This window comes from Streptomyces sp. NBC_00539, assembly GCF_036346105.1.
Lineage (GTDB): Bacteria > Actinomycetota > Actinomycetes > Streptomycetales > Streptomycetaceae > Streptomyces.
Genome location: NZ_CP107811.1, coordinates 2,392,570 through 2,415,819 on the forward strand (window position 1 = coordinate 2,392,570; position 23,250 = coordinate 2,415,819).

Consider the following 23,250-nt stretch of genomic DNA (forward strand, 5'->3'; position numbering starts at 1 on the left):
GGAGTGAGCTTGCGACCAGGGGACGGATGGGACCGCGCTGTGCGGGGCTACGAAAGCCAGGAGAGCCAACAGGGCGAGGCCGACCATCTCTCGCGCTTCGAGGCCGAGATGGAGCGGCTGAAGAAGGAACGCGGGAAGGCCGTCCAGCACGCCGAAGACCTGGGATACCAGGTCGAGGTGCTGCGTGCCAAGCTCCATGAGGTACGCCGCAATCTCGCGTCCCGCCCCGCCTACGACGGTGCGGACATGGGCTACCAGGCGGAGCAGCTGCTCCGCAATGCCCAGATCCAGGCCGACCAGATGCGCTCCGACGCCGAGCGCGAACTGCGCGACGCCCGGGCGCAGACCCAGCGCATCCTGCAGGAACACGCCGAACACCAGGCGCGTCTGCAGGCCGAGCTGCACGCCGAGGCCGTCAACCGGCGCCAGCGGCTGGACCAGGAACTCAACGAGCGCCGCCAGACGGTCGAGGCGCACGTCAACGAGAACGTCGCCTGGGCCGAACAGCTGCGCGCGCGCACCGAGTCCCAGGCCCGCCGGCTCATGGACGAGTCCCGCGCCGAGGCCGAGCAGACCCTGAACGCCGCGCGCGCCGAAGCCGCCCGGCACGCCGCCGAGGCCACCCGCCGGCTCGCCTCCGAGGCCGAGGCCACCCGCGCCGAGGCCGAGGCGACGCTGCTGCGCGCCCGCAAGGAGGCCGAGCGCCTGCTGGCCGCCGCGTCCGCGCAGGCGCAGGAGGCCACCGAGCACGCGGAGCGGCTGCGCACGAGCACCTCCGCCGAGGCCGAGCAGACCCGGCAGCAGACCCTCGACCTGGGCCGGGTCGCCGAATCCCGGGTCCAGGAGGCCGAGAGCGCGCTGCGCACCGCGCGCGCCGAGGCCGAGAAGGTCCTCGCGGAGGCCAAGGAGAGCGCGGCCCGCCAGCTCGCCTCGGCGGAGTCGGTCAACGAGCAGCGCACCCGCACCGCCAAGGAGCAGGTCGCCCGGCTGGTCGGCGAGGCGTCCAAGGAGGCCGAGGTCCTCAAGGCCGAGGCCGAGCAGGCGCTGGCCGACGCCCGCGCGGAGGCGGAACGGCTGCGCACCGAGGCCGGCGCACAGGCCCGTACGGCCGCCGCCGAGGAGATGGCGGCGCAGCTGGCGAAGGCCGCCCGCACCGCCGAGGACGTACTGAACAAGGCGTCGCAGGACGCCCAGGCCACGACCCGTGCCGCGTCCGAGGAGGCGGAGCGGATCCGCCGCGAGGCCGAGGCGGAGGCCGAGCGGCTGCGCGCCCAGGCCGCGGCCACGGCCGACGAGCTCAAGGGCGCCGCGAAGGACGACACCGAGGAGTACCGGGCCCGTACGGTCGAGCTCCAGGAGGAGGCCCGGCGGCTGCGCGGCGAGGCCGAGCAGCTGCGCGCGGAGGCCGTCGCCGAGGGCGAGCGGATCCGCGGCGAGGCGCGCCGCGAGGCGGTCCAGCAGATCGAGGAGGCGGCCCGCACCGCGGAGGGGCTGCTCGGCAAGGCCAAGGCCGACGCCGACGAACTGCGCGGCGGCGCCGCCACCGAGAGCGAGCGGGTCCGCGCGGAGGCCGTGGAACGGGCCACCACGCTGCGCAAGCAGGCCGAGGAGACCCTGGAGCGGACCCGCGCGGAGGCCGAGCGGCTGCGCACCGAGGCCGAGGAGCAGGCCGAGGCCGTACGCGCCGAGGCGGAGGCCGCGGCCGCGGCCCGGCGCGAGGAGGCCGAACAGGCCGTCGCCGCCAAGCGCGCGGAGGCCGACGAGGAACTGGTCCGGCTGCACTCGGAGGCGGAGAACCGGCTGTCCACGGCCGAGGTGACGCTGCGCGACGCCCGCACGGCGGCGGAGGGCATCCGCCGGGAGACCGCGGAGGAGACCGACCGGCTGCGCGCCGAGTCGGCGGAGCGGATCCGTACGCTGCAGGCGCAGTCGCAGGCGGAGGCCGAACAGCTGCGCACGGAGGCGGCGCAGGACGCCGGCCGGGTCCGGGCGGAGGCCGAGCAGGTCGCGGTGCGGCTGCGCGGCGAGGCCGAGGCCGAGGCGGAGCGGGTGCGTTCCGAGGCGCAGGAGACCGCGGACCGGCTGCGCGCGGAGGCGAAGGCCGCCGCCGAGCGGGTCTCCGCGGAGGCCGCGGAGGCGCTGTCCGCCGCCGCGGAGGAAGCCGCCCGGCGCCGCAGGGAGGCCGAGGAGACCCTCGCGTCGGCCCGTACCGACGCCGACAACGAGCGGGCCCAGGCCCGTGAGCAGAGCGAGGAGTTGCTGGCGCAGGCCCGCAAGCGCTCGGAGGAGGCGCAGGCCGAGGCGGCCCGGCTCACCGAGGAGGCGGAGCGGCGCGCGTCGGAGCTGGTGGCGGCCGCGGAGGTCACCGCCCAGCAGGTCCGCGACGCCGTGGCCGGGCTGCACGAGCAGGCCGAGGAGGAGATCGCCGGGCTGCGCAGCGCGGCCGAGCACGCGGCGGAGCGCACCCGGACGGAGTCGGAGGCCGAGGCCGGCCGGGTCCGTGCCGACGCCCACGCGGAGCGGGAGCGGGCCGCCGAGGACGCCGCCCGCATCCGCAGCGAAGCCCGGCAGGAGACGGACGCGGCGAAGGCGCTGGCCGAGCGCACGGTCGGCGAGGCGATCGCCGAGGCCGAGCAGTTGCGCGCCGACACCGCCGAGTACGCACAGCGGGTGCGTACGGAGGCGACGGACGCACTGGCCGCCGCCGAACGCGACGCGGCCCGGACCCGGGCGGACGCCCGGGACGACGCGAACCGGATCCGCGGCGAGGCGGCGGAGTCCCTGGAGTCCTCGCGCGCCGAGGGCGCCCGCATCGTCGCGGAGGCGACGCAGGAGGCCGAGCGGCTCACCGAGGAGACCCTCGCGGCCAACTCGGCGGCGGTCGCGGAGGCCACCGCGGAGGCGGAGCGGCTGCGCGCCGACGCCGAGGCGGCGGCGGAGGCGACCCGCGCCGAGGCGGCGGGCACGCTGGACGAGGCACGGGTGGAGGCCGGCCGGCTGCGCACCGAGGCCGCGGAGCAGGCGGACCGGCTGGTCACGGAGGCGATCTCCGAGGCGGAACGGCTCACCGAGGAGACGCGCACGGCGAGCGAGGCCGCGCTGGCCGCGGCGACGGCGAAGTCCGAGCGGCTCACCGCGCAGGCCGCCGACACCCTGGCCGCGGCCGAACGGGACGCGGCGCGCGTCCTGGTCGACGCCCGCACCGAGGGCGACCGGCTCGTCGAGGAGACCCGAGCGGCCAACGAGGCCACGGTCGGCGAGGCCGCGGCGGAAGCCGAGCGGCTGCGCACGGAGGCGGCGCGGGCGCTGGAGGAGGCGCGCGCGGAGGGCGGCCGGGTCATCGGCGAGGCCACCGCGGAGGCCGAGCGGGTCACGGCCGCGGCGGCGGAGACGCTGGCGAGCGCCGAGCGGGAGTCCGAGCGGATGCTGGACGAGGCCCGCGAGGAGGCGGGCCGGCGCCGCACCGAGGCGGCGGAGCAGGTGGACCGGCTCATCACCGAGGCCGCGGCGGAAGCCGACAAGCTCACCGAGCAGACCCGCAAGGACAACGAGCGCACCGTCGGCGAGGCCCAGACCGAGGCGGAGCGGCTGCGCGCCGAGGCCACCGAGGCACTGTCCTCGGCGCAGGAGCACGCGGCCCGCACCCGCTCGGAGGCCGAGCGCGTCAAGGCGCGGGCGGCGGCTGAAGCGGAGCGCATGCGCACCGAGGCACGGGCGGAGTCCGAGCGGCTGCTCGACGAGGCCCGCGAGGAGGCGGGCCGGCGCCGCACCGAGGCCGCGGAGCAGGTGGACCGGCTCATCACCGAGGCCGCGGCGGAAGCCGACAAGCTCACCGCCGACGCGCGGCAGCAGGCCCTGGCGGCCACCACGGCCGCCGAGGAACAGGCCGACGCGATGGTCGACGCGGCCCGCAAGGAGGCGGCGCGGATCACCTCGGAGGCGACCGTCGAGGGCAACTCCACGGTGGAGAAGGCCCGGACGGACGCGGACGAGCTGCTCGTCGGGGCGCGCAGCGACGCCGCCGCCATAAGGGAGCGGGCGGAGGAGCTGCGCGCCCGCGTGGAGTCCGAGGTGGAGGAGCTCCACGAGCGGGCCCGCCGGGAGTCGGCCGAGCAGATGAAGTCGGCCGGGGAGCGCGTGGACAAGCTGGTGCGCGCGGCGACGGAGCAGAGCGTCGAGGCCGAGGCGAAGGCCAAGGCGATGCTGTCCGACGCGAGCAGTGAGGCGAGCAAGGTCCGTATCGCCGCGGTCCGCAAGGCGGAGGCGCTGCTCAAGGAGGCCGAGCAGAAGAAGGCCGACCTGGCGCGTCAGGCGGAGCAGGCGCTCGCGGAGGCGAAGGCCGAGGCGGAGCAGCTGGTCGATGAGGGCCGCCGTGAGCTGGAAGTACTCGTGCGCAGGCGGGAGGACATTCAGGCGGAGATCTCCCGTGTCCAGGACGTTCTTGAGGCGTTGGAATCATTCGAGGCGCCTTCGGGCGGCGGAAAGCCGGCGATCGGTGGCCAGGGCGCGGGGGGCGTGAAGGCCGGAGCGGCGGCGGGTTCCACTCGTTCGGGTGGTAAGTCGTCGGAGGGCTAGTCAGTGTGAGGGAATGTGTGTACCTGATGAAGGTTCATCCGAACGAGTGACAAGCATTCTGTCGTCTTGCCACTCAAAAGGGGTGTCATTGTCCAGATCAAACGTGGATTGACTCGATGACACGCCGCTCGGGCGCCTAGGATTCCCCCAACACCTCACGTAGCACCTCATCGGTCTCATTCGACAGGAACCCCATGAGCGACACTTCCTCCCCCTTCGGCTTCGAGCTCGTGCGGCGTGGTTACGACCGCGGTCAGGTGGACGACCGCATCACCAAGCTGGTCTCCGACCGCGACAGCGCACTTGGACGTATCAACTCTCTGGAAAAGCGGATCGAGGAGCTGCACCTCGAAACGCAGAACGCCCAGGCCCAGGTGAGCGACGCCGAGCCGTCGTACGCCGGTCTCGGCGCCCGGGTCGAGAAGATCCTGCGCCTGGCCGAGGAGGAGGCGAAGGACCTGCGCGAGGAGGCCCGTCGCGCGGCCGAGCAGCACCGTGAGCTGGCGGAGTCGGCCGCCCAGCAGGTGCGCAACGACGCCGAGTCGTTCGCCGCCGACCGCAAGACGAAGGCGGAGGACGAGGGCGTCCGCATCGTCGAGAAGGCCAAGGGCGACGCGTCGACCCTGCGCGCCGAGGCCCAGAAGGACGCGGCCTCCAAGCGCGAGGAGGCCGACGCGCTCTTCGAGGAGACCCGCGCGAAGGCCGCCCAGGCCGCCGCCGACTTCGAGACCAACCTCGCCAAGCGCCGCGAGCAGTCCGAGCGCGACCTGGCCTCCCGTCAGGCCAAGGCCGAGAAGCGGCTCGCGGAGATCGAGCACCGCGCGGAGCAGCTGCGCCTGGAGGCCGAGAAGCTCCGTACGGACGCCGAGCGCCGCGCCCGCCAGACCGTGGAGACCGCGCAGCGCCAGGCCGAGGACATCGTGGCCGACGCCAACGCCAAGGCCGACCGGATCCGCAGCGAGTCCGAGCGCGAGCTGGCGGCGCTCACCAACCGCCGCGACTCCATCAACGCCCAGCTGACCAACGTCCGCGAGATGCTGGCGACGCTGACCGGTGCGGCCGTGGCCGCCGCCGGCTCCCCGATCGACGACGAGCCCGTCACCCGCGGCGTCCCGGCGCAGCAGACCCGCTGACCCCGTCACGGCGTCCGGCGCGTACACCCCCGATACTCGCCGGTAGGACCGCGGCCCGCAGCGCGTGCACAACGAGGGCCCTGTGTCACCTTTTGAGGTGGCGTAGGGCCCTCGGGCGTTCTAGCGTGGCCGCATGATCGAGCTTGAGGGCCTTACCAAACGATTCGGCGCCAAGACCGCGGTGGATAACCTCAGCTTCCAGGTCAGACCGGGGGTGGTGACGGGCTTCCTCGGCCCCAACGGGGCGGGGAAGTCCACCACCATGCGCATGATGCTCGACCTCGACAACCCGACCAGCGGCACGGTCCGGATCGACGGCAAGCACTACCGGGACCTGCCGGAACCGCTGAAGCACATCGGAGCACTGCTGGACGCGAAGTCCATGCACGGCGGACGCAGCGCCTACAACAACCTGCTCTGCCTCGCCCAGTCGAACCGGATCCCCGAACGCCGGGTGACGGAGGTGCTGGATCTCGTAGGGCTGACACCCGTGGCGAGGAAGAAGTCGAAAGGATTTTCGCTCGGCATGGGGCAGCGGCTGGGAATCGCCGCAGCGCTGCTCGGTGATCCGGAGATCCTGATGTTCGACGAACCCGTCAATGGTCTGGACCCGGAGGGAATTCACTGGATCCGCAATCTGATGAAGAGGCTGGCGTCAGAAGGCAGGACGATCTTCGTTTCCTCGCACTTGATGAGTGAAATGGCGTTGACCGCGGACCATTTGATCGTGATCGGGCAGGGCAGGCTGCTCGCCGACTTGTCGATGGCCGATTTCATCCACCAGAACTCGCGCAGCTACGTGCGCCTTCGCTCGCCGCAGCAGGAACGGCTCAAGGACGTCCTGCACGAGGCCGGCATCAACGCCGTCAGCGTCCCGGCCACCGGCACGCTGGAGATCGACGGCGTGGGGCCGGAACGGCTCGGCGAACTGGCCGCGCAGCACCAGATCGTGCTGCACGAACTCAGCCCCCAACGGGCCTCACTGGAAGAAGCGTTCATGCGTATGACGGCGGACTCCGTCGAGTACCACGCCCACGCGCCGGGGCGTCCCGGCGTCGCTCCCGCTCCCGGCACGGCGGTCGACAACCCGGCGCGCCCGGCCGACGTCCCGGCGTGGGGCGCCGGTTTCGACGCGACCCGCAAGGGCGGTGAGTGACCGTGGCCTTCCCCGCCGTCCTCAACTCCGAGTGGACGAAGATCCGTACGGTCTCCTCCACGGTCTGGACCCTGGCCATCGCCGTCATCGCCACCGTCGGCTTCGGCGCCGGGTTCTGCGCCCTGATCAGTTCGGCGTTCGACAGCATGCCCGAGATCGAACGCGCCACGTTCGACCCGACCCTGATGAGCTTCAGCGGGATGCAGTTCGGCCAGCTGGCGATGATCGTCTTCGGAGTGCTGGTGGTCAGCACCGAATACAGCACCGGCATGATCCGCTCCTCGCTGGCGGCCGTACCCGGCCGCGGGGGCTTCCTGCTGGGCAAGCTCACCGTGGCCACGGTGCTGGCCCTGCTGGTCGGGCTGCTGACCAGCTTCACGGCCTTCTTCGTCGGCCAGGCGATCCTGGGTGAGCACGGCATCGGCATCGGGCAGGAGCACGTCCTGCGGGCGGTGATCGGCGCCGGCGTGTACATGGCACTCCTCGCCCTGTTCTCGATGGGCGTGGCCACCATGCTGCGCAGCTCGGTCGCCTCGATCAGCATCCTGATCCCGTTCTTCCTGATCGTCTCGAACCTGCTCAGCGGCTTCGAAGCGACCCGGAAGTACGGCCAGTACCTGCCCGACAAGGCGGGTTCCAAGCTCATGCAGGTCGTGCCGGACGCCATGGGCCGCGGCGAGGCCCCCTACGGCCCCTGGGGCGGCCTCGCCATCATGCTGGTGTGGGTGGCCGCGTCGGTGCTCGGCGGCTACGTCGTCCTCAGGAAGAGGGACGCCTGACCCGTCCCCGGCGAAGGCCCGGGCCGGCGGGGAAGCCGGGGAGAGCCGGGGTCTCCGGGGAAACCCCGGGTCGGTCTCAGGGGCAGCTCAGGGATCCGGCCCGGGACGGAACCGTAGGCCACTCGATATCCTCTTAACCCTTACAGGGGCGAGAGCCGTCCCGGGCCTGCCGGCCTGTCGAGGGGCACATCCATGATCGAGGCAGTCGGCCTGACCAAGCGCTTCGGCGCCAAGACCGCCGTCGACCAGCTGTCCTTCCAGGTCAGGCCTGGTCACGTCACCGGATTCCTCGGACCCAACGGGTCGGGGAAGTCCACCACCATGCGCATGATCCTCGGGCTCGACCGGCCCACCGCCGGTCATGTGACGATCAACGGGCAGCCCTTCCGGGAGCTCGCGAACGCACAGCGGCACGTCGGCGCCCTGCTCGACGCGAAAGCCATGCACGGCGGCCGCCGGGCCCGCACCCACCTGCTGTCCATCGCCCAGCTCTCGGGCATCCCGGAGAAGCGGGTGGACGAGGTGCTGGCGGTCGTCGGCCTCCAGGACGCCGCCCGGCAGCGTACGAAGGGGTTCTCCCTCGGCATGGGCCAGCGGCTCGGCATCGCCACCGCCCTCCTCGGCGACCCCCAGGTGCTGCTCTTCGACGAGCCCGTCAACGGTCTCGACCCCGAGGGCATCCTCTGGGTCCGCAACCTCATGCGCCAGCTCGCCGCCGAGGGCCGCACCGTCTTCGTCTCCTCGCACCTGATGAGCGAGATGGCCCTGACCGCGGACCACCTGATAGTGATCGGGCGGGGCCGGCTGCTGGCCGACATGAGCACCCAGGAGTTCATCACCCACAACTCGGCCGGATTCGCTCGGGTGCGCGTGGCCGGGACCGGCCCCGATGGCCGGGACGCGTTCTCGGAGATCCTCCGCAAGGACGGCGCCCGCGTCCTCCAGGAGCCGGACGGCGCCCTGCGGGTGACGGGCCTGGAGCTGCCCCGGATCTCCGACCTGGCGCACGAGGGCGGCCTGCGGCTGTGGGAGCTGTCCCCCCACCGGGCCTCGCTGGAGGAGGCGTACATGCGGATGACCCGGTCCTCCGTCGAGTACACCTCCACCGAAGACCCCCGGGCCCAGCTGTGGGAGACGGACCCGCTGGCCCTGCCCGAGTGGGAGGAGGGCCCGGCGGCCCCCGAAGTCCCGCAGACGGGCTTCTTCGCGCCCCCGCCGCCCGCCGCGGGCGGCCCGGGGTTCCTCATGCCCAGCGAGCCCGGCGAGCTCGCCGCCTCCGTACAGAACAATCCCGAGGCTTCCAGATGAGCAGCGCACAGACCGACCCGACGACCCCCGCTGCGGCGGCCTACCTCTCGCCCATGGAGAGCCGGCGCCCGCACCTGGGGCACGCGCTGGCCTCGGAGTGGACCAAGCTCGTCTCGGTCCGCTCCACCCTGTGGACGCTCGGCTCGCTCGTGGTGGTCGTCGTCGGCATCGGCGTGGTCTTCATCGCCCAGACCACCTCGCGCGACTACACCAACATCCCCTTCACCACGCCGGCCCTCATCGGCATGTTCGTCGGGCAGCTCGCGGTGATGGTGCTCGGGGTGCTCACGATCACCTCCGAGCACGGCACGGGCCTGGTGCGCACCACCTTCACCGCCGCGCCCGACCGGCACCGGGTCCTCACCGCCAAGTACCTGGTCTTCGGCCTCACCGCCTTCCTCGCCAGCGCCGGTTCCGTCTTCGTGGTCGGCACGGCGGCGGCCATCGCCCACAACGGCCCCGCCGCGGGGAGCCACTCGGCGGGCGAATGGGCCGGGGCGCTCGCGGGGAGCTTCTACGTCACCCTGCTGGGGCTGCTCGCGCTGGCCGTCGGGGCGCTGGTGCGGCACTCGGCGGGCGCGATCGCCGTGATGATCGGCGTGGTGACGCTGCCGCCGGTGGCCGGGGCCATGCTCAGCATCTGGGAGGCCTCGGCGCCGCTGGGGCGGCTGGTGCTCCAGCACAACGCGCCGGTCGCTCTGATGCAGCTGTTCGGGATGCCGTCGGGCACCACGCCCACCGGCTCCCCGCAGGCGATGCCCGACGACCTGACGCAGATGGCGCTGATGCTGCTGGTGACGGGCGCCGCCATGGCGGCCTCGTTCGTGGTGGTCGGCCGCCGGGACGTGTGAGGAGCCCCCGCCGGGCCTACGGCCCGGCGCCTGTCCGGACGATCTCCGGGGCCCGGGAAGACCGCCCGGTCGGGACCTAGTACTTCGGCGCGTTCCTGGACCGCTGCACCCGTGAGGTGCGGCGGTCCTTCGCGTTCCAGCAGGCCTTGTGCCAGTGCCGGCGGTCGTCCACACCGCCGTACTCGGGCCAGGCCACCAGGTGCGGGGTGCCGGAGGGGATCTCCTGGTCGCAGCCGGGGCAGCGGTAGCGCTTGCCCGCCGCGCTCGCGCCGGCCACGTGCCGGACCTTCCACTCCTCGCCGAGGTACTCCTCGGTCTGCTCCAGACCGAACCGGTCCAGCCCTCCCGAACCGGACCCGGAACCGGACCCCGTACCCGAACGGTCGGCTGGATTCCCGCCGCCCCTGGGGCGGTTGTGGCGCGGTGACACGTATACCTCACGGATGGGCGGACGGCAGTGACTTTCTCCCAGACTACGCGCAGCGAGCCCGGGTACCCGCAGTGTGTCCGAGGACGGGGCTCGTTCACGGGCGCTGGCCTGACAATCCCAATAACTTTGGCGCCGGGCCGTGCCTTTGGCACGTGTCGGGCGTTGTTGCCATCAGACGTTGATGTCATGAACGGCGGAGAGCCGGTCCACCTGGGGAGGCCGCGTCAGCCGCGAGGAGGTTGAGCGCGATGCGCGTAGGAGCGTTTGTAGTGGCGGCCCAGTTCCCGGGCCAGGGGCCGGGGGAAGCGCTGCACCGGGCGGTGCGGACCGCGGAGGTCGCCGAGGAGGCCGGGCTGGACGCGGTCTGGCTCGCCGAGCACCATTTCGTGCCGTACGGGGTCTGCCCCTCCGCCGTGACCCTGGCGGCCCTGCTGCTCGGGCGGACCCGGCGGCTGCGCGTGGGCACCGCCGTGAGCGTGCTGCCGAACTCGCACCCCGTGGCCGTGGGCGAGCAGGCGGCCCTGCTGCACCTGACCTCGGGCGGCCGCTTCACGCTCGGCGTGGGCCGGGGCGGCCCCTGGGTCGACCTGGAGGTGTTCGGCGGCGGCTTGGACGCCTACGAGACCGGTTTCCCGGAAGCCCTGGACCTGCTGCGGCGCTGGCTGACCGAGGCGCGCGTGGGAGCGGCGGGCGAGCGGTACGGCTTCCGCGAGGTGGCCGTCGTACCGCGCCCCTCGGAGGCGCTCGACGGTGACGGGAAGGGGCCGGAAGTGATCGTCGCCTGCACCTCCCCGGCGTCGGTACGGCTGGCCGCGGAGCGGGGTCTGCCGATGCTGCTGGGCATGCACTGCGGGGACGAGGACAAGGCGGACATGGTCGCCCTGTGGCGGCGCACCGCACTGGCGGCCGGGCACGCGCCGGAGGCCGCCCACGTGTCGGCCGGGGTCTGCCAGCTCGCCGACCGCACGGCGGACGCGCGGGAAACGCTGGTGAAGGCGATGCCGGGCTGGCTGCGCCAGGGCCTGGACGCACACGTGACGGTGGACGGCCGGCAGCGCGCGATGCGGGACCCGGTGGCCTACACGGAGCTGCTGTGCCGGCTGCACCCCGTCGGCACCCCGAAGTTCGCGGCGGACCGGCTCGCCGCAACCTCCGAACGCACGGGGATCACGCGCTTCGCCCTGCTCGCGGAGGGTTCCGGCGACCTCGCCGCGACGGAGGAGAACGTACGGCGCATCGGCGCCGAGGTCCTGCCCCGCCTCGGCTGAGACCCGGCTGCCGCTCCGGTACCCGTCGCACCTCCCGCGATCGGAGCGGCAGCTGAAAGTCCTAGCAGTCCCGCAGCTCCGGCGATTGGTTGAGCAGCTGGCCGCGGATCGAGGTGAACTTGGCGAGCCGGTCGTCCACCGCCGGGTCCAGCGGGAACACCGCTACCCGGTGGCAGTTCTGGAATGCCAGGCGCACCCCGAAGTGCCGCTGCAGGGCACCGCGTATCGCGTCACTCGCGAGCGCGCGCAGCAGCTGCCCGCGCGCCTGCTCGTCCGGCGGCGGCGTCTGGTTGTCGGCGAACTCTCCGCCTTCAACCTCCAGCTGGGCCACCAGCGAGCTGACCATCTCCCATGCGTAAGGCAGGGAGGTCCGGACGCAGTCGACGAAAGCGGCTTCGTCGACCTCGCCTCGCTCGGCCTGTTCGAGTAGGGCCGGTGAGACGTCGAGCGACATGGGTTCTCCTCTCGTGACCCCGGCCGTCTGGGTGTCCGGAGTCCTACGGGCAGGGAAGGCGGCCGCGACGCAGCGTGCACGCTCGACGACCACCCGCTCACCACGGTAGGCGCCCCCGGGTTGCCGCACCAGGAGAATGCGCATACAACGCGCCATCGACGAAGGGGGCTTTCACGGGCGAATCGCGTGGAGGCCCATCGGTCGAGTAGCGTTGCCGTCCATGCGTCTCGTCATTGCCCGCTGCTCCGTCGACTACGCGGGCCGGCTCACCGCCCATCTGCCCTCCGCACCCCGTCTGATCCTCGTGAAGGCCGACGGCAGTGTCTCGATCCACGCGGACGACCGGGCGTACAAACCGCTCAACTGGATGTCTCCCCCGTGCACCCTCAAGGAGGGGACCGGCGCCGAAGAGGGTGTCTGGACCGTCGTCAACAAGGCGGGCGAGAAGCTCATCATCACCATGGAGGAAGTGCTGCACGACTCCTCCCACGAGCTGGGCGTCGACCCGGGTCTGATCAAGGACGGCGTGGAAGCGCACCTCCAGGAGCTGCTCGCCGACCGCATCGACACGCTGGGCGACGGCTACACGCTGATCCGCCGCGAGTACATGACGGCGATCGGCCCCGTGGACATCCTGTGCCGTGACGCCTCGGGCGCGACCGTGGCCGTGGAGATCAAGCGGCGCGGCGAGATCGACGGCGTGGAACAGCTCACCCGGTACCTCGAACTCCTCAACCGCGACCCGCACCTCGCGCCGGTCCGCGGCGTCTTCGCCGCGCAGGAGATCAAGCCGCAGGCCCGCGTACTGGCGACGGACCGCGGCATGGACTGCGTGGTGCTGGACTACAACGCGATGCGCGGCATCGAGGACGACAAGCTCCGCCTCTTCTGAGCCGCGGCCGGCGTCCTCACCCCGTGGACGACGGGGCCGTCCCGGAGGCGGACCCGGTCGCGCCCGGCCCCGTCGGGGGATCCGTCGGCGGGGTCGTCTGCGGCGAGGCAGAGGTGGCCGGCGGGTCCGGGACGACGACCGGGGCCGTCGAGGTCGGTGCCGTGGTGCCCGGCGCCGGCGGTGAGGCCTTGCGCGTCGGCGTCCGGCCCTGCGACGTGGTCCGCGGGCCCGGGGTGGTCCCTGGCCGGGGCTCCGCCGCCGGTTCGCCCGCCCGGGGCGCTGCGGGGTCGTCGGACGCGGCCGCCGTCGGGCCGTCGGTGGCCGGCTCCGGCGCGGTGGCGGGGTCGCTGGCGCCGGTGCCGGTGCCGGTGCTCAGGTCCGTGTCAGGCGTCGAGGAGACCGCCGGGTCACTCGGCGTCCGCCCGTCCGGTCCGGAGACCGCCAGACCGACGACGGTCCCGATCACGGCCACGGCCAGGGCTCCGGCCGCGGCGAGGAACGCCGTCCTGCGCCGGGAGTCGGGCTCCCCCGCGGAAGGCCGCACCACCCCCGGCACCGGGACCGTGACCGGCTCCTGCTTCGCCACGGGCGGGAAGGCGTCCTCGAACACCTCCGAGAAGGCCGACGGCGCCGTCGCAGCCCCGGGCCGCCGGACCGCCGGCACCACCTGGGTCACGGCGTCCGCCCCGACGGGGGGAACGAGGGGGCGGGCGAGGGGATTGGTCACGGGCCCGGCCGTCACCGGGGGCGCGGCAGGGGCCGCCGGAGCCTCCAGACGCAGCGGGGGCGACACTTCCACCTCCGCCGCCTCGCGGTCCGTGACCAGGGCCAGCGCCCGCCGCCCCGCGACGGTCCCGCGCTTGTCCGCGAGAGCGCCCCGCAGCCCGATCGAAGCCTCCAGCTCGGCGCGCGACCGCTCCAGCCGCCCCTCGCACAGCGCGAGCACGCCCAGCTCGTGGTGGAAGTAGGCCTGTTCCGCGACCTCCCCCGCCTTGCGGGCGGCCTCCGCGCCCGAGCGCAGCACCCGCTCCCACGCCTCCCAGTGCAAGGACGCCGCCAGGGCCGGGGCCGCGGTCCGGGCCAGCATGACGGCGGCCACCACGTCGGCGCCCGCGAGCGCCGCCAGCACCGCGTCCGCCTCGGCCGCGACCCGCTCGGGCGTCACCGAGGCGTGCCCGGTCCACCAGGCGTAGTGCCGGGCGGCGGTGCGGGCCTCCTCGGCCGCGCTGTCCCCGTACCCGGCCTCCTCCAGCTGCCGGGCGACCCCGGCGGAGAGCCGGTAGCGCGGGCCGACGGGGGTCAGCAGCCCGCAGTCCAGCAGTTCCGCGACCGCCGCGTCGGCGTGGGTGTCCCCGACCAGCGCCGGCAGGTGCGCGTGGTGCGGCATCTCCCCGCCGAGCGCGCACGCGATCCGCAGGGCGGCCCGCGCCGACTCGCTCACCCGTGAGGCCAGCAGTTCCGCCGGCGCCGCGGCTTCGGCCAGTGTCGGCAGCGGTACGTGGGCGGATTCGCGCGGCCGGCCCTCGAAGACGCCGGGCTCGTCCTCCTCGTCGGGCGCGTCGCGGTGGTTCAGCTCGTCCCGGCGGCGCAGCAGCGCGGCCGCCTGCACGAAGCGCAGGGGCAGCCCCTCGGAGGCGAACCGCAGGTCCCCCGCCCAGGCCGTCTCCTCCTCCGTCAGGGGCCGTCCGGTGAGGGCTTCCAGCAGCCGGACGCATTCGCCCCGGCCGAGGCCCCCGAGGAAGACCTCCTCCAGGTGCGCGTGCGCGGACGGGGCGTTGGTGTCGGGGGTGGCGGCCAGCAGGTACGCGCACTCGGGAGTGGCCCGCAGGAGTTCGTCGAGGGCGGCTCCGCCCAGCTCCAGGTCGTCCACGAGGACGATCGCGCCGACGTCCCGGACCCGCGCGAGGAGTTCCGCCCGGTCGGGCCGTTCGCCGGTGGTCCCGTACACGGCCGCGTGGAGGGCGTACAGCAGCTCCTGCGGCTGCTGCCGGCCGAAGCCGCTGAGCCGGACCACCCCGTCGGGCGCGAGGCCCGCGCACACGGCGGCAACGGAGTCGAGCAGCGCGGAACGGCCCGACCCGGCCGGTCCGGTCAGCCGTACGGAGCGGCCGCGGCCCAGCAGCCGCTCCAGGCGCTCCCGCTCCTCCTCGCGCTGGAGCAGGGGGCGGAGGGGGGCGGTGGAACCGGGGAGGGCGGGCGGCCGGCCGGCGGCCTCCCAGGCGGCCCGGGAGGCCGGGTCCCGCTTGGCGGGGCGGTGCGTCCGGGTGCCGGGCCGCAGGGGTTCTATCTCGCTGCCGTCGACGGGGTTGACGGTGAGGGTGAAGTCCCCCGTGGTCAGTGTGACGACGCGCGTGACACCGCCGGTGGGGGTGGCGGCCGCCGCTCCCGCGGACCCGGACCCCTTGGAACCGGGTCCCGAGCCGGCAGGGCCCGCGGAGCCCGCGGCCCGGAGTACCGGGTCCCCGCCGGGCTGCCCCTGCGTACCGTCCATGACCAAGTCCCCCGATCGCGTCGCGTGCTGCGCCGCTGCCGCCGTCGTACCGCCCGGCCTTCGCACGCACTCGCCGCTGTCGCTACTGGTCCGGTTTCCGCCCGGAGCCTAGACCGTGGCCGGGCGCGCGGGGAACCGTCAGAGGGCCTTCACCACCGGAACGTTACGTTTCCGCAGGAAAGAACGGCCCTCGCGTCACACCCGCGGCAGGGATTCCGCTTCCAGTCCGCCCTCGATGGCGAGGATCCGGTGGAGCCGGGTCGCCACGAGCAGCCGCTGCATCTGCGCGGGCACCCCGCGCAGCACGAGACGGCGCCCGGAGCGGCCCGCCCGCCGGTGGGCGCCCATGATGACGCCGAGTCCGGTCGCGTCCCAGGAGTCGAGCCCGGTGAGGTCGAGCACGAGGTCGCCGTGGCCGCGATCGAGGGCCGTGTGGAGGGCCGAACGGGCGTCCGCCGCGCTGCGCACGTCGAGGCGACCCCCGACAACGAGTTCGGCGTGGTCGCCCCTGATGTGCATATGTGCTCCCGCAGTCCCGCGTACGTGCCGCGTACGTATGGTCCGACTGGTCCGTGGTCGGCAACTCTCACTGGAACTGACTGCCCCGGGGGCAGGGAAGTTGCCGACTGTGAGCGAACCGATACTCTCATTCACACCAACGGGTGAAGGCGTTCGAAGGATGCGCTCAGTGCTTGTAGAAGCCCTGCCCGCTCTTGCGGCCGAAGTCGCCCGCGTCCACCATCCGGCGCATCAGCTCCGGCGGCGCGAACTTCTCGTCCTGCGACTCGGTGTAGATGTTGCTGGTGGCGTGCAGCAGGATGTCCACGCCCGTGAGGTCTGCGGTGGCCAGCGGCCCCATGGCGTGCCCGAAGCCCAGCTTGCAGGCGATGTCGATGTCCTCGGCGGTGGCGACGCCCGATTCGTAGAGCTTGGCGGCCTCGACCACCAGCGCGGAGATCAGACGGGTCGTCACGAAGCCGGCCACGTCGCGGTTGACGACGATGCAGGTCTTGCCGACGGACTCGGCGAACGCGCGCGTGGTGGCGAGGGTCTCGTCGCTGGTCTTGTAGCCGCGCACCAGCTCGCACAGCTGCATCATCGGGACGGGCGAGAAGAAGTGGGCGCCGACGACCCGCTCCGGGCGCTCCGTCACCGCGGCGATCTTGGTGATCGGGATGGCGGAGGTGTTGGACGCCAGGATCGCGTCGTCGCGCACCAGCTTGTCGAGGGCGCGGAAGATCTCGTGCTTGACTTCGAGCTTCTCGAAGACGGCCTCGACGACGATGTCCGCGTCCGCGACCGCGTCGAGGTCGGTGGTCGTGGTGATCCGGGCGAGCGCAGCCTCGGCGTCCTCGGCCGTCAGCTTGCCCTTGGAGACGAACTTGTCGTACGAGGCCTTGATCCCGTCCGTGCCGCGGGTCAGCGCGGCATCGGTGACATCGCGCAAGACGACGTCCCATCCCGCCTGAGCGGAGACCTGAGCGATCCCGGAACCCATGAGTCCGGCACCGATGACGGCGAGCTTCCCAGCCACTGCACACCCCTCGTTCTCGCTACGGCCCAGTCTCGTAGCCTCTCCGGCGGAGACTAGCGTCCGTGAGGGACGGTGTGACCGCGAAGTAACACGCGTCACGTCTCAGATGACGGACATCACACTGGTACGGCCCATCAGTGCGGCGGGGGAACGCAGTTGACGCTTGGGCACCTTTGTCCGGGAACGCGCCTTCCTCCCCCCGGGCCCGCACTCCGCCGTGTCACTACGCTGGACCCATGGTGAACCTCACGCGCATCTACACCCGCACCGGCGACAAGGGCACGACGGCCCTCGGCGACATGAGCCGCACGCACAAGACGGACCTGCGGATCTCCGCGTACGCCGACGCCAACGAGGCCAACGCGGCCATCGGGACGGCCATCGCCCTCGGCGGCCTGTCCGGCGACGTGGTGGAGGTCCTCGTCCGGGTGCAGAACGACCTGTTCGACGTGGGGGCCGATCTGTCCACCCCGGTCGTCGAGAACCCGCAGTACCCTCCACTGCGCGTCGAGCAGTTCTACATCGACAAGCTGGAGGCGGACTGCGACCGCTTCAACGAGCAGCTGGAGAAGCTGCGCAGCTTCATCCTCCCGGGCGGCACCCCCGGCGCGGCCCTCCTCCACCAGGCGTGCACGGTGGTCCGGCGCGCCGAGCGCTCGACGTGGGCGGCGCTGGAGGTGCACGGCGAGGTGATGAACCCCCTCACGGCGACCTACCTCAACCGCCTCTCGGACCTCCTGTTCATCCTGGCCCGCACGGCCAACAAGGAGGTCGGCGACGTCCTCTGGGTCCCGGGCGGGGACCGCTAGGGTCCGGCACGCCGCAGCGAAGGTCTGGACCTCTTGACGGTTGGTCCAGACCTTTCTACGCTCACCGCAACTGTGGTGAGCGTGCCATGACAAACAAGGCAGGCTCACGGGCGGCGCAGGTCCCACCCCCATGCCGAAGTCGGCCCCGCGACTTCGGCGGACCTACGGAGGACCACCTTGAGCACAGCACCCCCACCCCGTACCCGTCTGTTCAGGAGGCTCGCCGCCACGGTGGCCGCCTTCGCCCTGCCGGCCGCGGGACTCGTGGCCCTGGCCGGTCCCGCCGAGGCCGCCGGCTCCGCGACCGCGACGTACACGAAGGTCTCCGACTGGGGCTCCGGCTTCGAGGGCAAGTGGACGGTGAAGAACACCGGCACCACCACCCTGACCAGCTGGACCGTGGAGTGGGACTACCCCTCCGGCACGACGGTCACCTCCGCCTGGGACGCCACCGTCACCGGCTCCGGCACCCACTGGACCGGCAAGAACGTCGGCTGGAACGGCACCCTCTCCCCCGGCGCGACCATCAGCTTCGGCTTCAACGGCGCCGGCCCCGGCGCCCCCTCCGGCTGCAAGATCAACGGTGCGTCATGCGACGGCGGCACGACCCCCGCCGACTCCCCGCCGTCGGCCCCCGGCACCCCCACCGCCAGCGGCGTCACCGACACCTCCCTGACCCTCGGCTGGAGCGCCGCCACCGACGACAAGGGCGTCAAGAACTACGACGTCTTGCGCGACGGAGCCAAGGTCGCGACGGTCACCGGCACCAGCTACACCGACTCCGGCCTGACCAAGGGCACCTCCTACAGCTACGCCGTGACGGCCCGCGACACCGCCGACCAGACCGGCCCCTCCTCCGGCGCCCTCTCCGTCACCACCACCGGCGGCGGCACCACACCCCCACCCACCGGCAGCACGGTCAAGCTCGGCTACTTCACCGACTGGGGCGTCTACCAGCGCAACTACCACGTGAAGAACCTGGTCACCTCCGGCACCGCCTCGAAGATCACGCACATCAACTACGCCTTCGGCAACGTCACCGGCGGCAAGTGCGCGATCGGCGACGCCTACGCCGACTACCAGAAGACGTACGACGCCGCGTCGAGCGTCGACGGCACCGCCGACACCTGGGACCAGCCCGTCGCCGGCAACATCAACCAGCTGCGCGAGCTCAAGAAGAAGTACCCCGGCATCAAGGTGCTGTGGTCCTTCGGCGGCTGGACCTGGTCCGGCGGCTTCGGGCAGGCCGCCGCCAACCCGGCCGCCTTCGCCGACTCCTGCTACGGCCTGGTCGAGGACCCCCGCTGGGCGGACGTCTTCGACGGCATCGACATCGACTGGGAGTACCCGAACGCCTGCGGCCTGTCCTGCGACACCAGCGGCGCCGCCTCCCTCAAGAACCTGCTCTCCGCGCTCCGCGCCAAGTTCGGCGGCAGCAACCTGGTCACCGCCGCCATCTCCGCCGACGGCTCCAACGGCGGCAAGCTCGACCTCGCCGACTACGCGGGCGCGGCCCAGTACGTCGACTTCTACAACGTCATGACGTACGACTTCTTCGGCGCCTGGGACGCCAAGGGCCCGACCGCCCCGCACTCCCCGCTCACCTCCTACGCGGGCATCCCGATCGCCGGTTTCAACTCCGAAGCCGCCATCACCAAGCTCAAGGGCAAGGGCATCGCGGGCTCCAAGCTCAACCTGGGGATCGGCTTCTACGGACGCGGCTGGACCGGCGTCACGCAGGACGCCCCCGGCGGCGCAGCCACCGGTCCCGCCCCCGGCACGTACGAGCAGGGCATCGAGGACTACAAGGTGCTCAAGGGCAGCTGCCCGGCGACCGGCACCATCGCCGGCACCGCCTACGCGAAGTGCGGGAGCAACTGGTGGAGCTACGACACCCCCGCCACCATCGCCGGAAAGATGACCTGGACCAAGCAGCAGGGCCTGCGGGGCGCCTTCTTCTGGGAATTCAGCGGCGACACCGCGAACGGTGAGCTCGCGAACGCCATCCACACCGGTCTGCGGTAACCCCCGCCCACAGGACCGGTGAACGAACGGAGCCGGGGAGGAAGGGTCCGCCCCCTTCCTCCCCGGCTTCTCGTCAGGCCACGTTCACCCTCTGCCCCGGGGGCGCCGCCTCCAGCCAGGCCAGGAAACCGGTCAGCGCGTCGTCGCTCATCGCCAGCTCCAGGCGCGTCCCCCGGTGGGAACAGCCGAGCACGACGGCGTCGGACAGCAGCGCCAGCTCCTCCTCGCCCTCGGGGGCGCGACGGGCCAGCACCTCGATGGAGGAACGCTCCAGCAGCCGGCGCGGCCGCGGCGAGTAGCTGAACACCCGGAACCACTCGATCCGGTCACCGCTGTAGCGGGCCACCCCGTACACCCAGCCCTTGCCCGAGACGTCGGGCTCGTCGGCCACGCCCCAGCGCAGGCTGCAGTCGAAGGTCCCCCCGGACCGCTGGATGAGTCTGCGGCGCAGCCCGAAGACGAATAGCCCGATCACCACCAGGGCTACGACCAGGCCGCTCACAAGCAGAGCGAGGAGCATCTTCACCGACCTCCTCGCTCATCGAATACAGCACACGAAAAACTGATCCGCATCGCCTCAGCCGCGACCCGCTCTGGAAAATTCCAGACCGTGCCGCGGCTGAGGACGCACACTATTCGGTAAGGGGCTCAGTGCCCCGTCACCGCGCGCAGCCGGACATCGGCGCGACGCTCGGCGGCCGCATCGGCCTCCGCCTTCGCGCGCTCCAGTGCCCGCTCCGCCCGCTGGACGTCAATCTCGTCCGCGAGCTCGGCGATCTCGGCCAGCAGGGACAGCTTGTTGTCCGCGAACGAGATGAATCCGCCGTGCACCGCTACGACGACAGTGTTGCCCTCGCTGGTACGGATGGTCACCGGGCCCGATTCCAGCACACCGAGAAGCGGCTGGTGACCGGGCATGACGCCGATGTCGCCGGACGTGGTGCGCGCGACAACAAGGGTGGCCTCGCCGGACCAGACGTTGCGGTCCGCCGCGACCAGCTCGACGTGCAGCTCAGCAGCCAAGGTGGCTCCTCGGGTCACCACCCGGCGGGTCGGCCGGGTGTTGGGTCAAATTCTAATGGGCGTGGGGAGAGGGACGGGACGCACCCGCCCCTCTCCGGTCAGTCAGCGGCTCTGCTCACGAGGAGCGGGGCCTCAGGAGACGCCCAGCTCCTTGGCGTTGGCCTTGAGGTCCTCGATGCCACCGCACATGAAGAACGCCTGCTCGGGGAAGTGGTCGTAGTCACCGTCGCAGATCGCGTTGAACGCGGTGATCGACTCGTCGAGCGGAACGTCCGAACCGTCCACGCCGGTGAACTGCTTGGCGACGTGGGTGTTCTGCGACAGGAAGCGCTCGACGCGACGGGCACGGTGGACAACGAGCTTGTCCTCCTCGCCCAGCTCGTCGATACCGAGGATCGCGATGATGTCCTGGAGGTCCTTGTACTTCTGCAGGATCCCCTTGACACGCATGGCGGCCGCGTAGTGGTCCGCCGCGATGTACCGCGGGTCGAGGATGCGGGACGTCGAGTCCAGCGGGTCCACGGCCGGGTAGATGCCCTTCTCGGAGATCGGACGGGAGAGAACCGTCGTCGCGTCGAGGTGGGCGAAGGTGGTGGCCGGCGCCGGGTCGGTCAGGTCGTCCGCGGGGACGTAGATCGCCTGCATCGAGGTGATCGAGTGACCGCGGGTCGAGGTGATGCGCTCCTGCAGCAGACCCATCTCGTCAGCCAGGTTCGGCTGGTAACCCACCGCGGACGGCATGCGGCCGAGCAGCGTGGAGACCTCGGAACCGGCCTGGGTGTAACGGAAGATGTTGTCGATGAAGAAGAGCACGTCCTGCTTCTGAACATCGCGGAAGTACTCCGCCATGGTCAGACCGGCGAGCGCGACGCGCAGACGGGTGCCCGGGGGCTCGTCCATCTGGCCGAAGACGAGCGCCGTCTTGTCGATGACGCCCGAGTCGCCCATTTCCTCGATGAGGTCGTTGCCCTCACGGGTACGCTCACCGACGCCCGCGAAGACCGACACACCGTCGTGGTTGTTGGCGACGCGGTAGATCATTTCCTGGATCAGAACGGTCTTGCCGACACCGGCACCACCGAACAGACCGATCTTTCCACCCTTGACGTACGGGGTGAGGAGGTCGATGACCTTGACGCCGGTCTCGAACATCTCGGTCTTCGACTCGAGCTCGTCGAAGCTCGGCGCCTTGCGGTGGATCGGCCAGCGCTCGGTCACCTCGGAGTTGGCCTCCGGGTAGTTGAGCACCTCACCCAGGGTGTTGAACACCTTGCCCTTGGTGAAGTCGCCGACGGGGACGGTGATGCCCTCGCCCGTGTCGGTCACCGGGGCCTGGCGGACCAGACCGTCGGTGGGCTGCATGGAGATCGTGCGGACCAGGCCGTCACCCAGGTGCTGGGCGACTTCCAGGGTCAGCGTCTTGAGCTTGCCGTCCTCGGCCGGGTCGGCGACCTGGACCTTGAGGGCGTTGTAGATCTCGGGCATGGCGTCGACGGGGAACTCCACGTCGACGACCGGGCCGATGACCCGGGCGACGCGGCCCGTGGCAGCGGCCGTCACAGCGTTCTCGGTAGTCGTCGTCACTTACTTGTCACTCCCCGCGGTCGCGTCAGCCATGGCGCTCGCGCCACCGACGATCTCGCTGATTTCCTGGGTGATTTCGGCCTGGCGGGCCGCGTTGGCAAGCCGGGAGAGGCTCTTGATGAGGTCCCCGGCGTTGTCGGTGGCCGACTTCATCGCACGGCGGCGGGCGGCGTGCTCGGAAGCGGCCGACTGCAGCAGTGCGTTGTAGATGCGGCTCTCGACGTAGCGCGGCAGCAGGGCGTCGAGGACGTCCTCCGCCGACGGCTCGAACTCGAACAGCGGAAGGATCTCGCCCTTCGCGCCGGCCTCGTCCTGCGCCCCGGCGGAGGTCTCCGCGAGGCTGAGCGGCAGCATCCGGCCGTCCACGGCGTTCTGCGTCATCATCGACACGAATTCCGTGAAGACGATGTGCAGCTCGTCCACGCCGCCATCGGCCGTCTCCGTCTGGATGGCCTCGATCAGCGGCGCGGCGACGCGCTTGGCGTCCGCGTAGGCCGGGCTGTCGGTGAAGCCGGTCCACGAGTCCGCGATCTTGCGCTCGCGGAAGCCGTAGTAGGCGACACCCTTGCGGCCGACGATGTAGGCATCGACGTCCTTGCCCTCAGCGCGCAGCCGCTCGGTGAGCCGCTCCGCCTGCTTGATGGCGTTCGAGGAGTAGCCGCCGGCCAGACCGCGGTCGCTCGTGATGAGCAGGACCGCGGCGCGGGTCGGCGCCTCGACCTCGGTGGTCAGGGCGTGCTTGGTGTTCGAACCGGTCGCCACCGCGGTCACCGCACGGGTGAGCTCGGTCGCATACGGCATCGATGCCGCCACCTTGCGCTGCGCCTTGACGATGCGCGAGGCGGCGATCATCTCCATCGCCTTGGTGATCTTCTTGGTCGCCGTGACGGCACGGATGCGACGCTTGTAGACCCGGAGCTGCGCTCCCATGAGTCAGG

The 23,250-nt window shown here is 72.0% G+C and carries 19 protein-coding genes; 10 read left to right on the plus strand and 9 right to left on the minus strand.

Annotated elements, in window-relative coordinates; translation table 11 throughout:
* Window positions 1–39 precede the first annotated feature (39 nt).
* The 6 genes from scy (at window position 40) to OG861_RS10355 (ending at window position 9,802) form a co-directional block, all read left to right on the plus strand.
* A complete protein-coding gene (gene scy, locus OG861_RS10330; protein WP_329198367.1) occupies window positions 40–4,575 on the plus strand; it encodes a polarized growth protein Scy in 4,536 nt (1,511 codons plus the stop codon).
* A 194-nt stretch (window positions 4,576–4,769) separates the two neighbouring features.
* The gene (locus OG861_RS10335) at window positions 4,770–5,708 is read left to right on the plus strand and encodes a cellulose-binding protein (RefSeq protein ID WP_190183459.1); all 939 of its coding nucleotides are present in this window, start codon (window positions 4,770–4,772) and stop codon (window positions 5,706–5,708) included.
* A gap of 133 nt (window positions 5,709–5,841) precedes the next feature.
* Window positions 5,842–6,864, plus strand: a complete 1,023-nt coding sequence (locus tag OG861_RS10340; protein ID WP_329198364.1) for an ABC transporter ATP-binding protein — start codon at window positions 5,842–5,844, stop codon at window positions 6,862–6,864.
* On the plus strand, window positions 6,861–7,643 hold the full coding sequence (locus OG861_RS10345; protein WP_329198363.1) for an ABC transporter permease: 783 nt from the start codon (window positions 6,861–6,863) through the stop codon (window positions 7,641–7,643). The genes OG861_RS10340 and OG861_RS10345 overlap by 4 nt, the downstream gene beginning before the upstream one ends.
* A 192-nt stretch (window positions 7,644–7,835) precedes the next feature.
* Complete coding sequence (locus OG861_RS10350; RefSeq protein ID WP_329198361.1) at window positions 7,836–8,951, plus strand: ABC transporter ATP-binding protein; 1,116 nt, start codon at window positions 7,836–7,838, stop codon at window positions 8,949–8,951.
* Window positions 8,948–9,802 carry an ABC transporter permease gene (locus tag OG861_RS10355; protein WP_329198359.1) on the plus strand — a complete coding sequence of 285 codons (855 nt, stop codon included), beginning with the start codon at window positions 8,948–8,950 and terminating at the stop codon, window positions 9,800–9,802. The genes OG861_RS10350 and OG861_RS10355 overlap by 4 nt, the downstream gene beginning before the upstream one ends.
* 76 nt (window positions 9,803–9,878) lie before the next feature.
* On the opposite strand, the gene OG861_RS10360 is transcribed toward OG861_RS10355, so the two are convergent.
* Window positions 9,879–10,232, minus strand: coding sequence for an ATP/GTP-binding protein (locus OG861_RS10360; protein ID WP_329198357.1), 354 nt, complete (start codon window positions 10,230–10,232; stop codon window positions 9,879–9,881).
* 248 nt (window positions 10,233–10,480) lie between these two features.
* Between OG861_RS10360 and OG861_RS10365 the strand changes: the two genes are divergently transcribed.
* Entirely contained in the window at window positions 10,481–11,500 is a 1,020-nt protein-coding gene (locus tag OG861_RS10365; protein WP_329198355.1) for an LLM class flavin-dependent oxidoreductase, read from the plus strand.
* 61 nt (window positions 11,501–11,561) lie between these two features.
* Here OG861_RS10365 and OG861_RS10370 read toward each other — a convergent pair whose 3' ends face one another.
* The gene (locus OG861_RS10370; protein WP_136215131.1) at window positions 11,562–11,954 is read right to left on the minus strand and encodes an SCO5389 family protein; all 393 of its coding nucleotides are present in this window, start codon (window positions 11,952–11,954) and stop codon (window positions 11,562–11,564) included.
* 220 nt (window positions 11,955–12,174) lie between these two features.
* Between OG861_RS10370 and nucS the strand changes: the two genes are divergently transcribed.
* Complete coding sequence (gene nucS / locus OG861_RS10375; protein WP_190183452.1) at window positions 12,175–12,846, plus strand: endonuclease NucS; 672 nt, start codon at window positions 12,175–12,177, stop codon at window positions 12,844–12,846.
* 16 nt (window positions 12,847–12,862) lie between these two features.
* Here the strand turns inward: nucS and OG861_RS10380 are convergent, their stop codons facing one another.
* The 3 genes from OG861_RS10380 to OG861_RS10390 all read right to left on the minus strand — a co-directional run bounded on the left by OG861_RS10380 (window position 12,863) and on the right by OG861_RS10390 (window position 16,871).
* Window positions 12,863–15,337, minus strand: coding sequence for an ATP-binding protein (locus OG861_RS10380; RefSeq protein ID WP_329198351.1), 2,475 nt, complete (start codon window positions 15,335–15,337; stop codon window positions 12,863–12,865).
* Between the two features lie 195 nt (window positions 15,338–15,532).
* Window positions 15,533–15,856: an STAS domain-containing protein gene (locus OG861_RS10385; protein WP_329198349.1), complete on the minus strand. Its 324-nt coding sequence runs from the start codon at window positions 15,854–15,856 to the stop codon at window positions 15,533–15,535.
* Window positions 15,857–16,022: 166 nt separating this feature from the next.
* Window positions 16,023–16,871: a 3-hydroxyacyl-CoA dehydrogenase family protein gene (locus OG861_RS10390; RefSeq protein WP_190183449.1), complete on the minus strand. Its 849-nt coding sequence runs from the start codon at window positions 16,869–16,871 to the stop codon at window positions 16,023–16,025.
* 236 nt (window positions 16,872–17,107) lie between these two features.
* Between OG861_RS10390 and OG861_RS10395 the strand changes: the two genes are divergently transcribed.
* Window positions 17,108–17,680, plus strand: coding sequence for a cob(I)yrinic acid a,c-diamide adenosyltransferase (locus OG861_RS10395; RefSeq protein ID WP_329198346.1), 573 nt, complete (start codon window positions 17,108–17,110; stop codon window positions 17,678–17,680).
* A gap of 177 nt (window positions 17,681–17,857) precedes the next feature.
* Window positions 17,858–19,705, plus strand: coding sequence for a glycosyl hydrolase family 18 protein (locus tag OG861_RS10400; protein ID WP_443056611.1), 1,848 nt, complete (start codon window positions 17,858–17,860; stop codon window positions 19,703–19,705).
* 73 nt (window positions 19,706–19,778) lie between these two features.
* Here the strand turns inward: OG861_RS10400 and OG861_RS10405 are convergent, their stop codons facing one another.
* From OG861_RS10405 to OG861_RS10420, 4 genes are all read right to left on the minus strand, one after another.
* Entirely contained in the window at window positions 19,779–20,225 is a 447-nt protein-coding gene (locus tag OG861_RS10405; protein WP_329198344.1) for a DUF2550 domain-containing protein, read from the minus strand.
* Between the two features lie 128 nt (window positions 20,226–20,353).
* Entirely contained in the window at window positions 20,354–20,728 is a 375-nt protein-coding gene (locus tag OG861_RS10410; protein ID WP_329198342.1) for a F0F1 ATP synthase subunit epsilon, read from the minus strand.
* Window positions 20,729–20,860: 132 nt separating this feature from the next.
* Entirely contained in the window at window positions 20,861–22,312 is a 1,452-nt protein-coding gene (gene atpD / locus OG861_RS10415) for a F0F1 ATP synthase subunit beta (RefSeq protein WP_329198340.1), read from the minus strand.
* A complete protein-coding gene (locus tag OG861_RS10420) occupies window positions 22,313–23,242 on the minus strand; it encodes a F0F1 ATP synthase subunit gamma (protein ID WP_329198338.1) in 930 nt (309 codons plus the stop codon). It abuts the gene before it with no gap.
* Window positions 23,243–23,250 lie beyond the last annotated feature (8 nt).